This is a genomic window from Pseudomonas sp. dw_358, from assembly GCF_018449655.1.
Lineage (GTDB): Bacteria > Pseudomonadota > Gammaproteobacteria > Pseudomonadales > Pseudomonadaceae > Aquipseudomonas.
This window is the reverse complement of sequence record NZ_JAAVUX010000007.1, coordinates 227,436-246,845: the sequence shown is the minus strand read 5'-3', so window position 1 is coordinate 246,845 and position 19,410 is coordinate 227,436. Positions and strand designations below refer to the sequence as shown.

General features: G+C 62.4%; 21 protein-coding genes. 12 read left to right on the top strand and 9 right to left on the bottom strand.

Annotated elements, in window-relative coordinates; translation table 11 throughout:
* Positions 1-84: 84 nt before the first annotated feature.
* Positions 85-441: a 6-carboxytetrahydropterin synthase QueD gene (gene queD / locus HB675_RS13520; RefSeq protein WP_213878825.1), complete on the bottom strand. Its 357-nt coding sequence runs from the start codon at positions 439-441 to the stop codon at positions 85-87.
* 163 nt (positions 442-604) lie between these two features.
* On the opposite strand from queD, the gene HB675_RS13515 reads away from it, so the two are divergent.
* The 8 genes from HB675_RS13515 to HB675_RS13480 all read left to right on the top strand — a co-directional run bounded on the left by HB675_RS13515 (position 605) and on the right by HB675_RS13480 (position 7,711).
* The gene (locus HB675_RS13515; protein WP_213878824.1) at positions 605-913 is read left to right on the top strand and encodes a PepSY domain-containing protein; all 309 of its coding nucleotides are present in this window, start codon (positions 605-607) and stop codon (positions 911-913) included.
* Positions 914-917: 4 nt separating this feature from the next.
* Positions 918-1,217, top strand: a complete 300-nt coding sequence (locus HB675_RS13510) for a PepSY domain-containing protein (RefSeq protein WP_213878833.1) — start codon at positions 918-920, stop codon at positions 1,215-1,217.
* Complete coding sequence (locus HB675_RS13505) at positions 1,217-1,885, top strand: response regulator transcription factor (RefSeq protein WP_213878823.1); 669 nt, start codon at positions 1,217-1,219, stop codon at positions 1,883-1,885. Before HB675_RS13510 ends, HB675_RS13505 begins: the two co-directional genes overlap by 1 nt.
* Positions 1,882-3,201, top strand: coding sequence for an ATP-binding protein (locus tag HB675_RS13500; RefSeq protein ID WP_213878822.1), 1,320 nt, complete (start codon positions 1,882-1,884; stop codon positions 3,199-3,201). The genes HB675_RS13505 and HB675_RS13500 overlap by 4 nt, the downstream gene beginning before the upstream one ends.
* Before the next feature lie 73 nt (positions 3,202-3,274).
* On the top strand, positions 3,275-4,348 hold the full coding sequence (locus HB675_RS13495; protein WP_213878821.1) for an AI-2E family transporter: 1,074 nt from the start codon (positions 3,275-3,277) through the stop codon (positions 4,346-4,348).
* Between the two features lie 121 nt (positions 4,349-4,469).
* Complete coding sequence (gene mrdA / locus HB675_RS13490) at positions 4,470-6,362, top strand: penicillin-binding protein 2 (protein WP_213878820.1); 1,893 nt, start codon at positions 4,470-4,472, stop codon at positions 6,360-6,362.
* A gap of 143 nt (positions 6,363-6,505) precedes the next feature.
* Positions 6,506-7,105 carry an NAD(P)H:quinone oxidoreductase gene (wrbA, locus tag HB675_RS13485; RefSeq protein ID WP_213878819.1) on the top strand — a complete coding sequence of 200 codons (600 nt, stop codon included), beginning with the start codon at positions 6,506-6,508 and terminating at the stop codon, positions 7,103-7,105.
* A gap of 162 nt (positions 7,106-7,267) precedes the next feature.
* Complete coding sequence (locus HB675_RS13480; protein ID WP_213878818.1) at positions 7,268-7,711, top strand: low affinity iron permease family protein; 444 nt, start codon at positions 7,268-7,270, stop codon at positions 7,709-7,711.
* Here HB675_RS13480 and HB675_RS25830 read toward each other — a convergent pair.
* The 6 genes from HB675_RS25830 to HB675_RS13455 are packed head-to-tail and all read right to left on the bottom strand — an operon-like array spanning position 7,708 to position 13,774.
* Positions 7,708-8,067, bottom strand: a complete 360-nt coding sequence (locus HB675_RS25830) for a Na+/H+ antiporter subunit G (protein WP_345945766.1) — start codon at positions 8,065-8,067, stop codon at positions 7,708-7,710. The genes HB675_RS13480 and HB675_RS25830 overlap by 4 nt on opposite strands.
* Positions 8,064-8,342 (bottom strand): K+/H+ antiporter subunit F, encoded by a 279-nt coding sequence (locus HB675_RS25825; RefSeq protein WP_256737531.1) that lies wholly within the window; start codon positions 8,340-8,342, stop codon positions 8,064-8,066. The genes HB675_RS25830 and HB675_RS25825 overlap by 4 nt, the downstream gene beginning before the upstream one ends.
* A complete protein-coding gene (locus tag HB675_RS13470; RefSeq protein WP_213878816.1) occupies positions 8,339-8,839 on the bottom strand; it encodes a Na+/H+ antiporter subunit E in 501 nt (166 codons plus the stop codon). The genes HB675_RS25825 and HB675_RS13470 overlap by 4 nt, the downstream gene beginning before the upstream one ends.
* A complete protein-coding gene (locus HB675_RS13465; RefSeq protein ID WP_213878815.1) occupies positions 8,836-10,497 on the bottom strand; it encodes a monovalent cation/H+ antiporter subunit D in 1,662 nt (553 codons plus the stop codon). The genes HB675_RS13470 and HB675_RS13465 overlap by 4 nt, the downstream gene beginning before the upstream one ends.
* Positions 10,494-10,838, bottom strand: coding sequence for a Na+/H+ antiporter subunit C (locus HB675_RS13460; protein WP_213878814.1), 345 nt, complete (start codon positions 10,836-10,838; stop codon positions 10,494-10,496). The genes HB675_RS13465 and HB675_RS13460 overlap by 4 nt, the downstream gene beginning before the upstream one ends.
* On the bottom strand, positions 10,838-13,774 hold the full coding sequence (locus tag HB675_RS13455; protein ID WP_213878813.1) for a monovalent cation/H+ antiporter subunit A: 2,937 nt from the start codon (positions 13,772-13,774) through the stop codon (positions 10,838-10,840). Before HB675_RS13455 ends, HB675_RS13460 begins: the two co-directional genes overlap by 1 nt.
* Positions 13,775-13,996: 222 nt before the next feature.
* On the opposite strand from HB675_RS13455, the gene HB675_RS13450 reads away from it, so the two are divergent.
* Positions 13,997-14,563, top strand: a complete 567-nt coding sequence (locus HB675_RS13450; RefSeq protein WP_213878812.1) for a helix-turn-helix domain-containing protein — start codon at positions 13,997-13,999, stop codon at positions 14,561-14,563.
* A gap of 21 nt (positions 14,564-14,584) precedes the next feature.
* Here HB675_RS13450 and HB675_RS13445 read toward each other — a convergent pair whose 3' ends face one another.
* Together HB675_RS13445 and HB675_RS13440 are read right to left on the bottom strand one after the other, a co-directional pair.
* Entirely contained in the window at positions 14,585-15,406 is an 822-nt protein-coding gene (locus HB675_RS13445; protein ID WP_213878811.1) for an aldo/keto reductase, read from the bottom strand.
* Positions 15,407-15,463: 57 nt separating this feature from the next.
* Entirely contained in the window at positions 15,464-16,369 is a 906-nt protein-coding gene (locus tag HB675_RS13440) for a LysR family transcriptional regulator (RefSeq protein WP_213878810.1), read from the bottom strand.
* A 153-nt stretch (positions 16,370-16,522) separates the two neighbouring features.
* Between HB675_RS13440 and HB675_RS13435 the strand changes: the two genes are divergently transcribed.
* The 3 genes from HB675_RS13435 to HB675_RS13425 are packed head-to-tail and all read left to right on the top strand — an operon-like array spanning position 16,523 to position 19,396.
* A complete protein-coding gene (locus HB675_RS13435) occupies positions 16,523-17,221 on the top strand; it encodes a CoA transferase subunit A (RefSeq protein ID WP_213878809.1) in 699 nt (232 codons plus the stop codon).
* Positions 17,222-17,270: 49 nt separating this feature from the next.
* Positions 17,271-17,927, top strand: a complete 657-nt coding sequence (locus HB675_RS13430; protein WP_213878808.1) for a CoA transferase subunit B — start codon at positions 17,271-17,273, stop codon at positions 17,925-17,927.
* Positions 17,928-17,974: 47 nt separating this feature from the next.
* Entirely contained in the window at positions 17,975-19,396 is a 1,422-nt protein-coding gene (locus HB675_RS13425) for a TIGR00366 family protein (protein ID WP_213878807.1), read from the top strand.
* The last annotated feature ends 14 nt before the right edge of the window (positions 19,397-19,410 follow it).

The window sequence follows — 19,410 nt, the reverse complement described above, 5'->3', positions numbered from 1 at the left end:
GGCGCCAAAAACAGCTTTGCCAGTGCGCGCCGATTCTCTGCCCAGGCTTGGCAAGGTGAGGCCATTGGCCTCACCACAAACACCTCAATCTCCCCAGTACTCGCACCCACTGGTACAGGTCTCATGAATGCGCACCTTGGACAACTCAGGCAGCAGCGGTTTGACCTGTGCCCAGATCCACTGCGCGAGCACTTCGCTGGTGGGGTTCTCCAGCCCGGGAATGTCATTCAGGTAGTTATGATCCAGCTGCTCATAGATCGGCTTGAACACCGCCTTGATCTCGGAGAAGTCACGAATCCAGCCCGTATGGGGATCGACAGGTCCGGTCAGGTGAAGAGCGACTTTGAACGAGTGACCGTGCAAGCGCCCACACTTATGCCCGGTTGGCACGTGGGGCAGTCGATGAGCGGATTCGAAGGTAAACTCTTTGAAGATTTCCAAGGTATTGAACTCACTAGAAGCAGGGCAGGACGCAGTTTAACAGCAAGGCCTGGAACCTGCAGTTGCTGGCACTCACGTCGCGTAAAGGATCCGATTCAGTTTTAATTAAGCCCGGTGCCTTACCCTGACTCCATCGCCACAACCCACTGCTTGGAGTCCCACCATGATAAACATGTCGAAATTGTTCGCCCTGTGCGCCCTGTGCGCCGCCGCAGCCAGCGCACAGGCCAAGGACATCGGCCCTGATCAAGCCCTCAGGCTGCGTGATGCGGGTACCATACAGTCGTTCGAGAAGCTTAACGCCACCGCTTTGTCCAAACATCCAGGCGCTACCGTGAGTGACACGGAGCTGGAGCAGAAGTATGGCAAGTACATCTACCAAGTCGAGCTGCACGATACTCAAGGCTTGAAATGGGAGTTGGAGCTGGACGCTGTCACCGGTGAAGTACTTGGCAACCACCAAGACACCTGATCTGATGCGGATTGCGCTGACGGCCTTGCTGGTCCTGGGCATGAGCACGACCGCTTCGGCCCGGGACCTCAATCAGGACGAAGCCTTGCGCCTGCGCCAGCAGGGGTTGATCCTGCCCTTCGAGCAACTGCTTGAGCAGGCCATGGCTCTGTATCCAGGGGCCCGGCTGCTCGAGGCTGAGCTGGAAGAGCACGACGACCGCTATGTCTATGAAGTCGAGTTGCTCACGCCAGCCAAGGTTGTGCGCGAAATCAAGGTCGACGCCAGTAACGGTCAGGTACTTGCCGATAAAGAGGACGATTGATGAGGCTCTTGTTGGTAGAAGACAATGTACCGTTGGCCGATGAGTTGATGGCAGGGCTGACCGGCCAAGGCTACGCAGTCGATTGGCTGGCCGATGGGCGCGACGCCGCCTGCCAGGGCCTGACCGAGCCCTATGACCTGGTGATCCTCGATCTGGGGCTGCCCGGCCTGCCTGGGCTTGACGTGCTCGCCCAGTGGCGAGCGGCGAGCCTGACAACCCCGGTGTTGGTCCTTACTGCCCGCAGCGCCTGGGCCGAGCGCATTGAGGGCCTCAAGGCCGGAGCCGATGATTACCTGAGCAAACCCTTTCATCCCGAAGAGCTGCACTTGCGCGTGCAGTCGTTGTTGCGCCGCGCCAAGGGTCTGGCCAATCAGCCGCAATTGCACGCCGCGGGCCTGCTGCTCGACGAGAGCCGGCAATGCGTGACCCAGCAAGGCGAGGAAGTCAGCCTCACCGCCGCCGAGTTTAGGCTGTTGCGCTATTTCATGCTGCACCCCGGACAAGTGCTTTCCAAAGGGCACCTGGCCGAACACCTGTACGACGGCGAGACCGAGCGCGACTCCAATGTGCTGGAAGTGCATGTCAACCATTTGCGCCGCAAGCTGGGGCGCAGTGTACTGGAGACCCGCCGCGGTCAGGGTTATGTCTTCGGCGTCGTCGGCGGGTGAGGTCCATACAGGGCCGTCTGAGCCTTGGGCTTTCCGCCCTGTTGATCGGGGTTGGCCTGATTGTCGCGCCGCTGAGCCTGTGGCTGTTCGAGGCCGGGTTGCAGCGCTATCTCGAAGCGGGCCTGCGCTCGGACAGCGAAAGCTTGCTGATGGCGCTGGAGCGCGGTCAGGGTGGACTGCAGCTTGACGAGCGTCGGTTGCTGCCGGCCTATCAGCGGCCCCTTTCGGGTTCCTACTTTCGAATCGATTTTGCTGACCAGCACTGGCGTTCCCGCTCTCTTTGGGACCAGCCTTTGCCCTGGCCCGAGGCACCCGGCCTGCACAGTGATCTGACTCTCGGCCCCGAGGGGCAGGCGTTGTTGACGTTGCGCAGCGACTATCGGCGCCTGGGAGAAAACATTTCCATCAGCGTCGCCCGGGACTACACCCCGGTGCTCGAGAGCTTTCAGCGCCTGCGCGAGCTCGGCCTGGCCATCGCCGCCGCGGCGCTGTTGTTGATCCTGATAGTGCAACGGCTGACCGTAAAGCGCGCATTACGGCCATTGGAGCGCGTGCGCGAGCAGATCGCCCAACTGCAATGTGGCGAACGTACGCAACTGGACACCCAGGTGCCGGACGAACTGGCGCCCTTGGTGGACCAGGTCAACCACCTGCTTGCTCATACCGAAGACAGCCTCAAGCGTTCGCGCCGCGCACTGGGTAACCTGGGTCATGCTTTGAAGACGCCGCTGGCTGTACTGGTCAGCCTCGCTGAAGGGGAGCGGCTGGCCAAGCAACCCGAAGTCCGTCGCCTTTTGCGCGAGCAGTTGCGGCAGATCGAGCAACGTCTGGCCCGCGAGCTCAACCGCGCGCGGCTGGCAGGTGAGACCCTGCCCGGTGCCCCCTTTGACTGTCACGCCGAATGGCCCGCGCTCCTCGGCACTCTGCGCAGCGTGCATGGCGAGCATCTGCACCTGCACCTTCGTGCACAAGACGGCATACGACTGCCCTGGGATCGAGAAGACCTGCTCGAACTGCTGGGTAACCTGCTGGACAACGCCTGCAAATGGGCCGACAGCGATGTCAGCCTGTCCATCATCGAGCAGCCTCAGGGTTGGAGGCTGGACATCGATGACGACGGCCCGGGCATCGCCCCCGCCCGTCGCATCGAAGTCCTGGCCCGAGGCGCGCGGCTGGACGAGCAGGTGGCGGGGCATGGCCTGGGGCTGGCCATCGTGCGCGACATCGTCGACAGCTGGCATGGACAATTGTCCTTGCAGGAAAGCCCACTGGGCGGTTTACGGGTCCAAGTCCACCTCTTCAGAACATCCGTCTAAACTCGCTGACGGTTCCAGGGACTAATCCTGAGGGTGGCATGCAGTCGCTCCGGGTTTTTCTCAAGGACCGACCATGAACAAAGACACACTCCACAACAAATCCCTGCTGGTCTTGCTGGTCTTCGTCACACTGGCGTTCATCTGGATCATGCTGCCATTTTACGGTGCGGTCTTCTGGGCCGTCATCCTGGGTATTCTGTTCGCGCCGATGCAGCGCCGGTTGCTGATCAAGTGCAACCGCCGACGCAACCTGACCTCGCTGCTGACATTGCTCGCCTGCCTGGTGATCGCCATCCTGCCGATGATCATCGTCGGCATGCTCTTGTTGCAGGAGGGCGCCAATTTGTACAAAAGCATCGAAAACGGTCAGCTCGACATTGCTGGCTACATCGACCATGCCAAGCACATGTTGCCGACTGGATTACAACATTTGCTCGACCGCATGGGCATGGGCAACCTGGCAGGGCTGCGGGACAAGATCACCAAGAGTGCGATGGAAGGGAGCCAGTACGTGGCCAGTCAGGCATTCAGCTTCGGCCAGGGCACCTTCGACTTCATCGTCAGCTTCGGCATCATGCTTTATCTGCTGTTCTTCTTTCTGCGCGACGGGCACGACCTGGTGCGGCGGATCCGCGCCGCATTACCATTGGCTGATCAACAACAACGGCGCCTGCAGCTGAAGTTCAACCGGGTGGTGCGGGCCACCGTCAAAGGTAACCTGCTGGTGGCCGTGACCCAGGGGGCCTTGGGTGGCTGCATTTTCTGGTATCTGGACATTTCCAGTGCGCTGCTGTGGGCGGTGCTCATGGCGTTCATGTCGCTGCTGCCGGCTGTCGGTGCCGGGATTGTCTGGGGGCCGGTGGCGGGTTGGTTCGTACTCAATGGTGACACCTTCGACGGAATTGTCCTGGCGCTGTTCGGGGTCTTCGTCATCGGCTTGGTGGACAACGTGCTGCGGCCGATTCTGGTGGGCAAGGACACCCGCATGCCTGATTACCTGGTGCTGGTCTCGACCATGGGCGGTCTGGCTGTGTTCGGCCTCAACGGTTTCGTGATCGGCCCCCTGATTGCCGCGCTGTTCATGTCCGGCTGGTCGATTTACAGCGAAACCCAGCAACAGGTTCGCCTGCCCCGCGACATCGACTGAAACCGCTATCTGTCACTCAATTGGACGTCAGCCTTGAGGCGGACGTCTGCATTTCGTACCATCGCGCTCGCCGCCGACTGTGCTGGCTTTTTTGTGTCCCGGTTTTTCTTCAGAGCGGCCCATGCCCCAACCTATACCTCTTAAAGATCACGGCAAGGAACAGGGCCTCGTCAACCGTCGGTTGATTGCGTGCGCCATTTTTGTGCTGGTACTGAGTCTCGCCCTGGTCGGGCGATTGTATTTTCTCCAAGTCATCGAATTTGACTATCACTCCACCATTTCCGAGAACAACCGCGTCCATCTGCTGCCCATCGCGCCTGAACGTGGGGAGATCTTTGATCGTAATGGCGTTGTGCTGGCCGACAACCGCCCCAGTTTCAACCTCACCCTGACCCGCGAGCGCGCGGGCGATTCTGCTCAGGTGCTGGATACGGTGACCCAGATCCTGGGCCTGAGTGAAGACGACCGCCGCCAGTTTGACAAGGACCTCAAACGCGTCCGCCATCCATTCGAGCCCGTCACGCTGATGTACGAGCTGACCGAAGAGCAGATCGCCAAGATCGCCGTCAACCAGTTCCGCCTGCCGGGGCTGGATGTCGAGGCTCAGTTCGTCCGTGAGTACCCCCAGGGCGAACACTTCGCCCACTCGGTAGGCTTTGTTGGCCGAATCAACGAGAAGGAGGCGGGCCAGCTCGACTCGGTGGAATACCGTGGCACTCAATCGGTGGGCAAGACCGGCATCGAGAAGTTCTACGAGGCCCAGCTGCACGGTCATGTGGGTTATGAAGAGGTCGAGACCAATGCCCAGGGCCGGGTCATGCGGGTGCTCAACCACCACGATCCGGTCGCCGGCAAGAACATCACCCTGAGCCTGGACATCAAGTTGCAGGAAGCGGCCGAGCGCGCGCTGGGTGATCGGCGTGGCGCCGTGGTCTGCCTCGACCCGGAGACGGGTGAAGTGCTGGCCATGGTCAGCAAGCCCAGTTTCGACCCTAACCTGTTCGTCACCGGCATCAGCTTCAAGCAATATTCCGAGTTGCGCGATTCCATCGATCGGCCGCTGTTCAACCGGGTGCTCCGCGGTCTCTATGCGCCGGGTTCGACCATCAAGCCGGAAGTGGCCATTGCCGGTCTCGACAGTGGCGTGATCACCCCGACTTCACGGGTATTCGACCCCGGTTACTACGAGCTGCCCAACTATGACCACAAATACCGCAACTGGAACCGCAGCGGTGACGGCTGGGTGGACCTCTACGCGGCGATCATGCGCTCCAACGACACCTACTTCTACGACACTGCCCACAAGCTGGGCATTGATCGGTTGCACGACTACCTGGTCAAGTTCGGCCTCGGCCAGAAAGTCTCCCTGGACATGTTCGAGGAAGCGCCGGGTTTGATGCCCTCACAGCAGTGGAAACGCGCCACCCGCCGGCAGGCGTGGTTCCCGGGTGAAACCCTGATTCTCGGGATCGGCCAGGGCTACATGCAGGTCACGCCCTTGCAGTTGGCCGAAGCTACGTCGCTGATCGCCTCCAAAGGCGTTTGGCACCGCCCGCATCTGGCCCAGAACATCGGCGGCATACCGCCGGTGGATAACAACCCGATGCCGAACATTTTGCTGCGCGACCCCAACGCCTGGGAGCAGGTCAACCGCGGCATGCAGGCGGTCATGCACGACCCGCGCGGTATTGCCCGCGCGGCCGCCGTGGGCGCGCAATATCGCATCGCCGGCAAGAGTGGCACCGCTCAGGTGGTTGCGATCAAGCAGGGCGAGCGCTACAACCGTCTCAAGACCCTGGAGCGCAACCGCGACAACGCCTTGTTCGTGGGGTTTGCGCCCGCCGAGCATCCGAAGATCGTGGTGGCAGTGATGATCGAGAACGGCGAGGCGGGCGGACGTGTAGCAGGGCCTGTGGTGCGTGAAATCCTCGATGCCTGGTTGCTGGACCAGGACGGCCATCTCAAGCCGCAATATGCCGTGCCGGCCAAAGCGCCCGGTGATCCGAAGGTTTGACAAGCGGGGGTGAGAGTTCATGAAGATTGCGCGGGAAAATTCGATAGGACCTATCGAATTTTCCCGCGTGTCTTCGCCGGTCGGGCTGTGGCAACTTGCAGGGCGCGGTGCGCACTGGCTGCCGCCTATCCCAGGAGACCGACATGGCTAAAGTATTAGTACTGTACTATTCATCCTACGGACATATCGAAGCAATGGCTTCGGCCATCGCCGAAGGCGCTCGCGCCACTGGCGCTATAGTGGACATCAGACGAGTACCGGAAACCGTGCCCGCCGAAGTGGCCAAGAACGCTCATTTCAAAGTCGACCAATTGGCGCCCGTGGCTACGGTCGATGAGCTGGAACACTACGATGCGATCATTGTAGGCTCGCCGACCCGCTTTGGCCGGGTCAGCAGTCAGTTGGCGGCTTTCCTCGACCAGGCCGGCGGCCTCTGGGCTCGCGGGGCTCTCAACGGCAAGGTGGGCGGGGCCTTTACCTCAACGGCCACTCAGCACGGCGGCCAGGAGGTGACCCTGTTCTCCATCATCACCAACCTGATGCATTTCGGCTTGACCATTGTCGGGCTGCCCTACAGCTTTCAGGGGCAGATGAGTCTGGATGAAATCGTTGGCGGCTCACCCTACGGTGCCACCACCATCGCCGGCGCCGACGGTTCGCGCCAACCCAGCGAGATCGAACTTGCCGGGGCTCGCCATCAGGGCGAGTTGATTGCCCAGACAGCGGCCAAGTTGTTTGGTTGAAACTCAGGTGTGTGGCAGCGTGCGAAGCCCGTAAAGGATTCACTTCATGGCTGTGACCGTGATCAACGGCTTCCCGGGCTTGCCACAACCTGCTGTTGTATAAAGCGAATTATCCCCACGGTCGCCTGTCATATCCTGTAACAACCACAGGGCAGGTGCACCATGAACTTCAGCAAATTCTCCCAGGGCCTGGCTGTCGTCGCCGGCAAGCCCGGCACCTTCATGCTCGCTGCCGCCGCCATCGTTGTCTGGGCCTGTACCGGTCCCTGGTTTCACTACGACGACACCTGGCAATTGATCGTCAATACCTCGACCACCATCATCACTTTCCTCATGGTCTTCGTGATCCAGCACACCCAGAACCGCGACAACGATGTGCTGCACATCAAGATCGACGAATTGCTGCGAGTGACCCGTGAGGCGCAGAACGCGGTGATGGACCTCGATGATCTCGATTCCAAGCAACTGCAGGTGATCCGCAAGAAGTACAAGAACATCGGCTCCAACGAAACCGTCGAAGTCGAGGCAGAAACCACGACTGTCCAGAGCGGCCCGTTGCCGGAGCCGGATCTGGCCAAAGAAGCCGATGAACTGAAAAAACGTTAACCAGCATCCGAATGAGTGTGGCTGCTGATCTCCGCCGGCACGTCCTTGCCGGCCTGGCGTTGCCGGAACAACGCCGCGCGGGCCAGCAGCAGCGTGGTCACCGGTGTGGTGATCGCCAGCAACATCGGGATCAGCCAGGCATGCAGCACCACGCTGTGGTGCAGGCCTGAAAAGTACAGAATCGAGGCCAGGGCCACGCACCAGGTCCCTAGGGTCGACGCCAGAGCCGGCGGGTGCATGCGCTGGAAAAAGTCCTTGAGCTGCAGCAGACCGAGCGCGCCGATCAAGCCTAGCAAGCTGGCCACTACCAGCAGGGCTGCGGTGCTCCATTGCAGCCAGAGAGGCAGGTCGCTCACTCGATGACCTCGCCGCGCAAGAGAAATTTGGACAGCGCGAACGAGCCTACAAAACCGAACAGTGCGATCAACAAGGCCGCTTCGAAGTAGGTATCGCTGGCATAACGGATGCCCAGCACCAGCATCATCAGCATGGCCAGCAGGTACAGGTAGTCCAGGGCCAGCACACGATCCTGGGCAGACGGGCCACGGAACAGACGGACCAACGTCAACAACATGGCCAGGCTGAAGATCGTCAGGCTCACCAACACCGCATTGGCCAGCAAGGGCGTCATTGGAAAATCTCCGTGAGGGGCTGTTCATAGGTGCGCTTGAAGTGCTTGATAAAGCGCGCTTCGGCGTCCAGGTCACTGCCCAGGTTGAACACGTGGATCAACAAGGCACTGCGATCCAGCGCCAGTTCCGACCAGACCGTACCAGGAATCACGGTACAGAGCGCCGCCAGCGCGGCCAGGCCGTTGGCATCGTGCAACTGCAACGGCACCTCGACGAATACCGAACGCGGCGGCTGACGACGGGCCATCAGGACCGTGCGCGCCACTTGTAGATTGGAGATCAGCATATCAAAGGCGATCCGCCCCAGCAGGCGCAGGACGATGCCGGGCTTGCGCAGCCGAACCGGCAAAGGCCGCAACGGCGACATCAGCAATGGCGCGAGCCATGCGAACAGTGCGCCGAGTACGAGCTGACCCGGGCTGACGGACTGATTGAGCAGCAGCCACAGCAGCCACAGGGCGACGGATAACAAAGGCGCAGGTAACAGGCGCTTCATGGTTGCACCGGCGAACTGATCGGGCGCGCGGCCATCACTGCGTCGATATAATGGCCGGGTTCCGCGAGCAAGGTGGCGGTGGTGCCGGTGTAATCCAGCAGGGCCTGGCCCTTGAAGGTCAAGGCCACGCACAGCCCGAGCAGCAGCACGATGGGAATGCACTCGTTGCGCCGCAACACCGGCGAGGCGCGCTCGCGCGGCGTCCAGAAGCGCTTGACGCCCAGGCGGACCATGGTCAGCAGCGACGCCAGCCCGGACAGGATCAACAAGGCCACCAGCACCCAGGCAGCAACCGAGATGGCCGGCGCATCGGTCGCGCCCAGACCGCCGGGGTTGAACAGTGCAGCAATCAGGCTCAGCTTGGCGATGAAGCCAGACAACGGTGGCATGCCGATGATCAGCAAGGCGCAGGCGATGAAGCTCAGTCCCAGAAACGCCATGGTCCAGGGAATCACCTTGCCCACCAGCGCCTGTTGTTGATCGTCCAGATTGACGCCCGGCGGCGGATGCATGGACTCCAGCGGGCGTGGCAGCAGATCGGCATCCTCTTCCATGGCAATCTCGTTGACCGAGCGCGAGCGTTCGATCAGTTCGGCCAGCAGAAACAGTGCGCTCAGGGCCAGCGTCGAACTGATCAGATAGAACAGCGCCCCGGCAGTGACACCGGGTCGGGCGAAACCGATGCTGGCCAGCAGGATACCCGCCGACACCAGAATACTCTGGCTGGCCAGGCGCTCGAGGCGTTGGGCTGCCAGCACGGCAATGGCGGCGCACGCCAGGGTCAGCAGACCGCCCCAGATCAACCACTGCCCGCCAAAACCAGCCGACTCGCCGGCCTGCGCGGAAAACAGCAAGGTCCACAGGCGCAGCAAGGTGTAGATACCGACCTTGGTCATGATGGCGAACAGCGCGGCCACCGGTGCGCTGGCGGTGGAGTAGGCCGGCACCAGCCAGAAGTTCAGCGGCCACATCCCGGCCTTCGCCAGGAACGCCACGGCCAGAATGGCGGCGCCGGCATGCAGCAGACCGCGATCGGCGTCGGGCACCAAGGCAATCTTCACGGCCAGGTCGGCCAGGTTCAGGGTGCCGGTGACGCCATAGATCAGCGCCGCGCCGATCAGGAACAGCGACGAGGCCACCAGGTTGATCGCGATGTAGTGCAACCCCGCTGACACTCGCGCCCGGCCGGAGCCGTGCAGCATCAGACCGTAGGAGGCGGCCAGCAGGACCTCGAAGAACACGAACAGGTTGAACAGGTCAGCCGTCAGAAACGCACCGTAAAGCCCCATCAGCTGAATCTGGAACAGCGCATGGAAGCTGGCGCCGGCCCTGTCCCAGCGGGCGTTGGCGAACATCAGCGCGCAGCTGCCGACCAGTCCTGTGAGCACCAGCATCAACGCCGACAGGTGATCGACCACCAGGACGATGCCAAAGGGTGCAGGCCAGTTGCCGGGCAAGTACACGCCGATCGAGCCGGCCTGTTCACCGCCCTGCACCCAGTGCAGCAGCCAGATTGAAATGGCCAGGCCTGCCAGGGTCGAAGCCAGGTTTATCTTTGCCTTGAGCGGGCGGTGTTTCTCGCCCAGCAGCAACATCAGGGAGGCGGTCAACAGAGGCAGCAAGATCGGAACGATGATGAGGTGCGGCATCAGACTCATCGGTCGGCCTCGCGCCCATCGACGTGGTCGGTGCCGGTCAGGCCGCGGGAGGCCAGCAGCACGACGAGAAACAAGGCGGTCATGGCGAAGCTGATGACGATGGCGGTCAACACCAGTGCCTGGGGCAGGGGGTCGGTGTAATGCAGCAAGTCCTGCGGCACCCCCTCACGGATGATCGGCTCCTTGCCGATGAACAGGCTGCCCATGCTGAAAATGAACAGGTTGACGCCGTAGGACAGCAGGCACAGGCCCATTACCACCTGAAAGGTCCGCGGGCGCAACACCAGCCAGACGCCCGAGGCGCTCAGCACGCCGATCGCGATTGCAATCACTTCTTCCATCAGTGGACATCTCCTGGTGCGGCGGGCAGGGGGCTGGACAGTTGGCTGGCAGCGTGACTGCCGGTGCGGTGGCTGCGTACGGACTGGTGCGCCAGTGCGGTCAGGATCAGCAGCGTCGCGCCCACCACCACGGTGTAGACGCCAACGTCGAAAAACAGCGCGCTGGCGATGTGGATGTCGCCAAACAGCGGCAAGTGCAGATGGGCGGTGTGGGTGGTGAGGAATGGAAATCCGAACCAGACCGCACCGGCACCGGTCAGCGTGGCACAGAGCAACCCGGTACCCATCCAGCGCAGCGGTCGCAGGCGCATTTGCGCTTCCACCCACTGGGTACCCGCCACCATGTACTGCAGAATGAATGCCACCGACATCACCAGCCCGGCGACGAAGCCGCCGCCTGGCTGGTTGTGGCCGCGCATGAACAGGTACATCGAGATCACCAGCGCCACCGGCAACAGCAGCCTCACCAGCACGGCTGGCACCATCATGAAGCCCAGCGCCGTGTCGCTGGCATGACGCGGGTTGATCAGATCGGTCACCACGTCGGCGGCCAGGCGTTGCTGGGTGGGCAACTGGATGCTCTCGCGCGGCGGACGAAAGCGCCGCAACAGGGCGAATACGGCCAAGGCCACGGCCGCGAGTACGGTGATTTCGCCCAAGGTATCGAACCCTCGAAAATCCACCAGCATCACGTTGACCACGTTGGTGCCACCGCCGTCCGGCAGCGCGCGGCTGAGGTAATAGGACGAGATGTGGTTGGGGGTCGGCCGGGTCAGCATGGCATAGGCCAGAATCGCCATGCCGCCGCCGACGCCAATGGACAGCATCATGTCCCGGACCCGGCGGATCCGGGCGCGGCGTTCGTGACCCTCGCTGGACAGCGCATCTTCCAGGCGCCGCGGCAACCAGCGCAGGCCCAGCAGGATCAGCACAGTTGTCACCACCTCGACCACCAGTTGGGTCAGCGCCAGGTCCGGTGCGCTGAACCAGACAAAAGTGATACAGGTCATCAGGCCGCAGACACCGACCATGGTCAGCGCTGCCAGCCGGTGATACTTGGCTTGCCAGGCCGCGCCGAGGGCACAAGCAATGGCGATCAGCCAGAGGATCACGAACACCCCGGATCCGGCGATCTTCGGCCGATCACCCCATTGGATGCCGTCCTGCAGGGTCGGCAGCAGCCCGGCCACCACGGCGACCAGCACCAGCATGAACAGCTGCACCTGCAAACGCCGCGTGCCGAGGTGGCGAGTCAGGCGTCGAGCACCGCGCAACAGGGCGATCAGGCTGTGCTCGAACAGGTGCTTGCCGTTCAGGCGCCCGGTCAGCGGGGCACAGGTCAGGCGCCCTCGACGCAGCGGCTGGCGCATCAGTAGATACAGCGCGATGCCGCAGACCATGGCAATCAGGCTCATGATCAGCGGCGCATTGAAGCCGTGCCAGATCGCCAGGCTGTACTCGGGCAAGCTCCCGCCCACCACGGGCTGGGCCGCAGCCGCCAACAACGGGCCGACCGACCAGGCTGGCACCACGCCCACCACCAGGCAGGCCAGTACCAGCACTTCCACCGGCACCCGCATCCAGCGCGGCGGCTCATGAGGGGTGTGGGGCAGGTTCTTGGCCACGGGGCCGAAGAATACGTCGACGGTGAAGCGCAGCGCATAGGCGACACTGAAGGTGCCGGCGACGGTGGCCACCACCGGCAGGGCCACTTCTACCCAGGCGGTCGAACTGATGAACACGGTTTCGGCAAAGAACATCTCCTTGGACAGAAAACCGTTCATCAGCGGCACGCCGGCCATGGCCGCACTGGCCACCATGGCCAGGGTGCCTGTGTACGGCATCAGTTTGATCAAGCCATTGAGGCGGCGTATGTCACGGGTGCCGCTTTCGTGGTCGATGATGCCGGCGGCCATGAACAGCGAGGCCTTGAAAGTGGCGTGGTTGAGGATATGGAACACCGCCGCCACGGCCGCCAGCGGGCTGTTCAGGCCCAGCAGCAGTGTGATCAGGCCCAGGTGGCTGATGGTCGAATACGCCAGCAAGCCCTTCAGGTCATTCTGGTACATCGCCGTATAGGCGCCCAGCAACAGGGTGCAGGCGCCTGCACCGCCGACCATCCAGAACCATTGGTCGGTGCCGGACAACGCCGGCCACAGCCGCGCCAGCAGAAACACCCCGGCCTTGACCATGGTCGCCGAATGCAGGTACGCCGACACCGGCGTTGGCGCGGCCATGGCATGGGGCAGCCAGAAGTGGAAGGGGAACTGCGCACTTTTGCTCAGAGCGCCCAGCAGGATCAGGGTCAGCAACAACGGATACAGCGCACTGGCGCGCAACCGGTCGCCAGCAGCCAGCACCGCGTCCAGGTCATAACTGCCGACCACATGACCGACCAGCAAGACCCCGACCAACAGGCACAGCCCGCCGGCGCCAGTCACCATCAGTGCCATGTAGGCGCCCCGCCGCGCATCGGCGCGGTGATGCCAGTACCCAATGAGCAGAAACGAAAAAAGCGAGGTCAATTCCCAGAAGAAGGCGATCTGCAGCAGGTTGCCCGACAACACCAGCCCCAACATCGCCCCCATGAAGGCGAGAAAAAACGAAAAGAAGCGCGGCACCGGATCTTGCGGCGACATGTAATAGCGCGCATACAACGCCACCAGGGTGCCGATCCCCAGGACCAGCATGGCGAACATCCAGGCAAAGCCGTCCATACGCAATACCAGGTTCAGCCCCAGGCCTGGCAACCAACTGATTTCTTCGCGAATGACACCGCCGTGGGCCACCTGTGGAAACAACAATGCGACCTGCACGGCCCCCGTCAGCGCTACCGCGCCCGCCAGCACCGACTCTGCGTTGCGTGCATTGTGCGGCAGCACTGCCGCCAGGCAGCTTCCGATGAAAGGCAGAAGCAGGAGCACTATCAATGACATGGAGTTGTGATCTGCAAGGGTTTGGAAGAATCATACGGACACGACTCGCGATCACCAACCCATGCGCGCCGTGCTTGCTGTGTGAGTGTGGTGTATTTGCCCATTTTTTTTATGACATTTCTTTACCGCGACAAAAGTCGCAACAACTTGGTTGTTGCCTTGCACGGCGTGTTGTCGCCGCTCACAATGAGCCATCAGTGAGCAACATAGTGCGCAAAGCCCGTGACGTCCAAAGAACCCAGCCCTCGCGCCTCGGTGCTCCAGCATGTGAGCCAGAACATCCGCCGTTTGCGCCAGCATGCGCAGTGGAGTCAGAGCACGCTGGCCGAGCGCTCAGGGGTCAGCCGCCGGATGCTGGTGGCGATCGAAGCCGGCGAGAACAACGTCAGTCTGACCACGCTGGACCGCCTGGCGGAGGCGCTGGGCGTGGCGTTCAGCGACTTGATCCAAAAGCCGGACAACCGCGATCCTGCCCATATCAACGAGCTCGCGTGGGCGGGGGTTCACCCGGGTAGCAAGGCCGTGCTGCTGGCCAGTGCCCATGCCAGCAGTGAAGTGGAGTTGTGGGAGTGGCGGCTGGAAGCCGGCGAGCAGTATGTCAGCGAAGCCGACCCACCGGGCTGGAGTGAACAGCTCTTTGTGTTCGCCGGGGTGCTCACGGTGGTTCTCGGCGAGACCCCGCAGCAGTTGGCGGCAGGGGCGTTCCTGATGTACCCCAGCGACCAGCCCCACGCGTATCGCAACGAGGGACCGGAGGCGGTGCAGTTCATGCGCAACGTGGTGATCTGAACCCCCGCGGGAGCCCGTTGATCACACCATCGCCAATCGCTGCTTGCGTTCCGGCGGCGGGCACACCGCGTCAATCGCTGCCAGGTCCTCGTCGGTGAGGCTCAGGCTGCCCGCCGCCGCATTCATTTTCACGTGCAGCGGATCGACCGCCTTGGGGATTGCGATCACGCCCGGCAGGCGGACCACCCAGGCCAGGCACACCTGTGCCGGCGTCACGCCGCGGCGTGCCGCGATCTGGGCGAACACCGGCTGTTGCAGCAGTCGTCCCGCCTGGGCAATCGGGCAGTACGCCATGATCGGCTTGCGCTGTTCCAGGCTCCAGGGCAGCAAGTCGAATTCGATGCCCCGCGCCTGCGGGTTGTAGAGCACCTGGTTGGTGGCGCAGCGGCGGTCATCGAGGTCCAGCATGTCGGCCACGTCGAAGTTTGACACCCCCCAGCGGCCGATCTTGCCGGCTTCACGCAGACGCTCGAAGGCCTCGACGGTTTCCTCCAGCGCATAGGTCCCGGGCCAGTGCAGCAGGTACAGGTCCAGATGGTCGGTGCCCAGCCGTTTGAGGCTGCGTTCACAGGCCAGCGGGATGCCTTTGCGGCTGGCATTGTGCGGGTACACCTTGCTCACCAGGGTGACCTTGTCCCGGCGCCCGGCGATGGCCTGCCCCACCACTTCCTCGGCACCGCCCTCGGCGTACATCTCGGCGGTGTCGATCAGGGTCATGCCCAGCTCGATGCCCAGCTGCAACGCGGCGACTTCACGCTGGCGTTGTCCTGGATTCTCGCCCATGTGCCAGGTGCCCTGGCCAATGACCGGAACGCTGCGGTCAGCCAATTCAGTCAGATGCATAGTCTCTCGCTCCCCCATTCGATGTCTGTGCAATGGAGCCGCCGGCACGCCGTGAGTTCATCGGCCCAGCTCAATGGCAGGTGCCGCGGCGCATTCGATCAGCACGTCCTGCAGCGCCTGTGCCGCAGCCGACAACTTGTGCTCGGCCAGACGCATCAAGCCGATCCGGCGTTCGATGCGCGGTCCTTCCAGCGGCACGCAGCAGGCACCCAGTTCCTGCATCTGGCGGATGCACAGCGAGGGCACTGCGCTGACCCCGAGCCCGGTGGCGACCATGCGACCAACGGTGCTCAGTTGATGGCTTTCAAAGGCCACCGACAGCTTGCCGTGCTGGGCCTGGATGTCCTGTTCGAGCAGCAAGCGTACCGCCGAGGGCCGCTGCAAGGTAATGAAATCCTCTTGCAGCAATTGCGCCCAGGTCACCTGAGGCTGCCGTGCCAAGGGTGAGTCGGCGGCCACCACGGCGACGAAACGGTCCAGATAAAACGGAGTGAAGACCAGATTCGAGGTGGTCTGGGGCTCGAAACCGATGCCCAGTTCCACCCGTCGGTGCCGGACCATTTCCAGCACCTGCTCGTTGATCACGTCGTGTACCGCGACGTTGACCCGTGGGTGGCGATCGCGAAACACCCGCAATACGGCGGGCAGCCGGTCCCCGGCAAAGGAGGGCATGGCGGCGATCGACACCTTGCCCAGCTGCAGGGTGAAATGCTGGCGCAGCAACTCTTCGGTGTTGTCCCAATCGGCCAGCAGGCGTCGGGCCAAGGGCAGCAAGGCCTCGCCTTCAGGGGTCAGGCTGACGCTGCGGGTGGTGCGGGTCAGCAGCGCGCCCCCGAGGTCTTCTTCCAGCGCCTTGATGGTCAGGCTCAGGGCCGGTTGCGACACGTGCAAACGCTCACCGGCCTGGGCGAAGCTCAAGGCTTGGGCGACGGCAAGAAAAGCGCGCAGCTGTTTGACGTTCATTGATAATAAACTCAGATCAATCGATGAGAAATTCAAAATTAACAAATGACTCGGCCGGGTCCAAGATAAGTTTGTCGCTCATCGCGTGGCGAATCCTCTCGAGGTCCGGCCCGCGTCCACACTACTCACAATAAAAGAACAGGCGGAACCTCCATGGCCGGGCTCGACAAGCGCGTCGCTACTTACGAAGAGGCCCTCGACGGCCTGACCGACAATATGACCGTTCTTTCCGGCGGCTTCGGCCTTTGTGGAATTCCCGAGAACCTCATTGCCGAGATCAAGCGTCGCGGTGTGACGGGGCTGACCGTGGTGTCCAACAACTGCGGTGTCGATGGCTTCGGCCTCGGCGTGCTGCTGGAGGACCGGCAGATCCGCAAGATGATCGCCTCTTATGTTGGCGAAAATGCGCTGTTCGAACGTCAGTTGCTCAATGGTGAGCTTGAAGTGGACCTGACGCCCCAAGGTACCCTGGCCGAGAAGATGCGCGCCGGTGGCGCCGGCATTCCAGCGTTTTACACGGCCACGGGCGTCGGCACGCCGGTGGCCGAAGGCAAGGAGGAGCGCGAGTTCAACGGTCGCCGCTACATCCTCGAAGAAGCCATTACCGGTGACTTCGCCATCGTCAAAGGCTGGAAGGCCGATCACTTCGGCAATGTGGTCTACCGTCACACCGCGCAGAACTTCAATCCGCTGGCGGCCACCGCTGGCAAGATCACCGTGGTCGAGGTCGAGGAGATCGTCGAACCGGGCATGCTGGCCCCCAGCGAAATCCACACCCCGGGCATTTTCGTGGATCGGGTGATTCTCGGCACCTTCGAAAAACGCATTGAAAAGCGCACCCTCAAGGGCTGATCGGGCCTTGCGCACCCTACTGCCTCCCACAAGAACAAGAGGTCTGAACATGGCACTTTCCCGCGAACAAATGGCAATGCGCGTCGCCCGCGAGTTGCAGGACGGCTTTTACGTCAACCTGGGTATTGGCATTCCGACCCTGGTCGCCAACTATGTCCCGGACGGTATCGACGTGATGCTGCAGTCGGAAAACGGCTTGCTGGGCATGGGTGAATTCCCCACCGAGGACACCATTGACGCCGACCTGATCAATGCCGGCAAACAGACGGTCACGGCACGCAAGGGCGCGTCGATATTCGATTCGGCGCTGTCCTTCGCGATGATTCGCGGCGGTCATGTCGACCTCACCGTGCTTGGCGCCTTCGAAGTGGATGTGCAGGGCAACATCGCGTCGTGGATGATCCCCGGCAAGCTGGTCAAGGGCATGGGCGGGGCGATGGACCTGGTGGCCGGTGCCGACAACATCATCGTGACCATGACCCATGCGTCCAAGGACGGCGAATCCAAGTTGCTGCCGCTATGCAGCCTGCCCCTCACCGGTGCAGGGTGTATCCGCAAGGTACTCACTGATCTGGCCTATCTGGAAATCGAAGGCGGCGCCTTCATCCTGCGCGAGACCGCACCCGGGGTGAGTGTCGAGGAAATCATCGCCAAAACCGCCGGCAAGCTGATCGTGGCCGACGACGTGTGTGAAATGAGCTTCTGACCGTCGTTTCAAACTGCCGATAAAACCAATAAAAACGAGCGTCAACCATGTCAGTTGTTCTTGAAGAAAGCCGTTATGCCCGCTTTGCGTTGGCCTGTTCCCATTGGGCCGAGCGCTGGTTTCCCGACTCCTGGGTATTTGCCGCGCTGGCCGTGGTCATCGTTGCCGTGGCGGCGCTGGCCATGGGGGCCGCGCCCGCCGTAACCGCCACCGCCTTTGGTGACGGCTTCTGGAGCCTGATCCCGTTCACCATGCAGATGGCGTTCGTGGTAATCGGTGGCTACGTGGTCGCCAGCTCGCCTCCGGCCATCAAGCTCATCGACCGGCTGGCCCGAATGCCGGGCAACGGGCGCTCCGCCGTGGCCTGGGTGGCCTTGATCTCGATGGTCGCCTCCCTGCTTAACTGGGGCTTGTCGCTGGTGTTTGGTGGTCTGCTGGTGCGGGCGCTGGCCCGGCGGGCGGATTTGAAGATGGATTACCGCGCCGCGGGGGCGGCGGCCTACTTGGGGCTGGGGGCGGTATGGGCCCTGGGCCTGTCTTCGTCGGCCGCGCAGTTGCAGGCCAACCCGGCCAGCCTGCCGCCCTCGATTCTGGCCATCACCGGGGTGATTCCCTTCACTCAGACCATTTTTCTCTGGCAGTCCGGCGTGCTGCTGGCAATCGTGGTGGTCGCTTCCTTGCTGATTGCCTACGCCACGGCGCCAGGCCCGCAGTCGGCACGCGACGCCAAGGCCTGCGGTATCGACCCGGCGTTCAGCCTGCCGGCACTGCCTCCGCGCAGTCGTCCTGGCGAATGGCTGGAGTACAGCCCGCTGCTGACGCTGTTGCTGGTGGCGCTGGCCGCCGGTTGGCTGCTTCACGAGTTCTCCAGCAAACCGGCGATCACCGCCATTTCCGGGCTCAACACCTACAACTTCCTGTTCATCATGGTCGGTGCGTTGCTGCACTGGCGCCCGCGCAGCTTTCTCGACGCGGTGGCGCGGGCGGTGCCGACCACCACCGGGGTGCTGATCCAGTTCCCGCTGTACGGCTCGATCGCGGCGATCCTGACGACGGTCAAGGGTGGCGATGGCCTGACGTTGGCGCACCATATTGCCGCGTTCTTCGTCCAGTTCGCCTCTCACGACACCTACGCGCTGCTGATGGGTGTGTACTCGGCCATTCTCGGCTTTTTCATTCCCTCCGGTGGCGGCAAGTGGATCATCGAGGCACCCTATGTCATGCAGGTGGCCAACGACCTCAAGTACCACCTGGGCTGGGCCGTACAGATCTACAACGCCGCGGAAGCCCTGCCCAACCTGATCAACCCGTTCTACATGCTGCCGCTGCTCGGTGTATTGGGCCTCAAGGCGCGCGACTTGATCGGCTTTTCCTTTGTCCAGTTGCTGGTGCATGTGCCCTTGGTGCTGGCGCTGCTGTGGGCGCTGGGCACGACGCTGAGCTATAGTGCGCCCATGATACCGGGCTAGAGCAAGTGGCAGGA

Coding starts and splice junctions, on each gene's coding strand:
- HB675_RS13445 (WP_213878811.1), bottom strand. CDS start 15,406: ATGCATCTGACTGAATTGGCTGACCGCAGCGTTCCGGTCATTGGCCAG.
- HB675_RS13515 (WP_213878824.1), top strand. CDS start 605: ATGATAAACATGTCGAAATTGTTCGCCCTGTGCGCCCTGTGCGCCGCC.
- HB675_RS13435 (WP_213878809.1), top strand. CDS start 16,523: ATGGCCGGGCTCGACAAGCGCGTCGCTACTTACGAAGAGGCCCTCGAC.
- HB675_RS13470 (WP_213878816.1), bottom strand. CDS start 8,839: ATGAAGCGCCTGTTACCTGCGCCTTTGTTATCCGTCGCCCTGTGGCTG.
- HB675_RS13460 (WP_213878814.1), bottom strand. CDS start 10,838: ATGGAAGAAGTGATTGCAATCGCGATCGGCGTGCTGAGCGCCTCGGGC.
- HB675_RS13465 (WP_213878815.1), bottom strand. CDS start 10,497: ATGAGTCTGATGCCGCACCTCATCATCGTTCCGATCTTGCTGCCTCTG.
- HB675_RS13425 (WP_213878807.1), top strand. CDS start 17,975: ATGTCAGTTGTTCTTGAAGAAAGCCGTTATGCCCGCTTTGCGTTGGCC.
- HB675_RS13430 (WP_213878808.1), top strand. CDS start 17,271: ATGGCACTTTCCCGCGAACAAATGGCAATGCGCGTCGCCCGCGAGTTG.
- HB675_RS13440 (WP_213878810.1), bottom strand. CDS start 16,369: ATGAACGTCAAACAGCTGCGCGCTTTTCTTGCCGTCGCCCAAGCCTTG.
- HB675_RS25825 (WP_256737531.1), bottom strand. CDS start 8,342: ATGACGCCCTTGCTGGCCAATGCGGTGTTGGTGAGCCTGACGATCTTC.
- HB675_RS13495 (WP_213878821.1), top strand. CDS start 3,275: ATGAACAAAGACACACTCCACAACAAATCCCTGCTGGTCTTGCTGGTC.
- HB675_RS13480 (WP_213878818.1), top strand. CDS start 7,268: ATGAACTTCAGCAAATTCTCCCAGGGCCTGGCTGTCGTCGCCGGCAAG.
- wrbA (WP_213878819.1), top strand. CDS start 6,506: ATGGCTAAAGTATTAGTACTGTACTATTCATCCTACGGACATATCGAA.
- HB675_RS13510 (WP_213878833.1), top strand. CDS start 918: ATGCGGATTGCGCTGACGGCCTTGCTGGTCCTGGGCATGAGCACGACC.
- mrdA (WP_213878820.1), top strand. CDS start 4,470: ATGCCCCAACCTATACCTCTTAAAGATCACGGCAAGGAACAGGGCCTC.
- HB675_RS13505 (WP_213878823.1), top strand. CDS start 1,217: ATGAGGCTCTTGTTGGTAGAAGACAATGTACCGTTGGCCGATGAGTTG.
- HB675_RS13455 (WP_213878813.1), bottom strand. CDS start 13,774: ATGTCATTGATAGTGCTCCTGCTTCTGCCTTTCATCGGAAGCTGCCTG.